Here is a 631-nt window from a genome sequence, read left to right as displayed (position 1 = left end):
CTACATCCTGCTCAAGCGCGACCGCTTGCTGGAGGCGCTGAGGCTCTACCCCGAGCAGATGCTGACGTGGTCCCGCCGGCAGCGGCTGACCGAGGCGCCGGACAGCACCGGCATCGGAATGGATGAAGGCTCATGACCGGCGTATCAGGCGGACCGCGGCAGCGACGAGCTCACCGACCGGGCGTGTGGCATCGAGTGTCAAGGCGCGCTCTTCCGCAACCGGCGGCTCGAGGATGGCGAACTGGCTGTCGACCAGGCTTGCCGGCATGAAATGGCCTTTGCGGCTGCCGACACGCTGCCTGGCCGTGGCAGGGTCGATCTTCAAATAGAGGAAGACGATTTCCGGGCAGAAGCTGCTCAGCCGGTCGCGGTAGCTGCGCTTCAGTGCCGAGCAGGCGGCAACCACGCCCTGTCCGCTGCCCACAGACTCCGCGATGCGCTCGCCGATCGCGTCGAGCCAGCCTTCGCGCAGTTGATCGGTAAGCGGTTCGCCGCTTGCCATGCGTGCGACGTTTTCCGGCGGGTGCAGCCTGTCGCCCTCGATGAAGGTAACACCCAGCGCGGCCGCCAGCGCAATACCGACGGCCGACTTGCCGCAGCCGGCGACGCCCATCACCACGATGGCCGGAGG

At 67.4% G+C, this 631-nt stretch carries 1 protein-coding gene; it reads right to left on the bottom strand.

Annotation, left to right across the window (positions count from 1 at the left end; all coding sequences use genetic code 11):
* Positions 1-130 precede the first annotated feature (130 nt).
* Positions 131-631, bottom strand: a 501-nt coding sequence (locus tag EN749_RS36855) for a gluconokinase (RefSeq protein WP_245491603.1), incomplete at its 5' end; no start/stop codon positions are given.

The organism is Mesorhizobium sp. M7A.F.Ca.ET.027.02.1.1, assembly GCF_004022985.1.
Taxonomy (GTDB): domain Bacteria; phylum Pseudomonadota; class Alphaproteobacteria; order Rhizobiales; family Rhizobiaceae; genus Mesorhizobium.
Note: the sequence above shows the minus strand (reverse complement) of the source record. Positions and strands in the feature narration are given on the sequence as shown.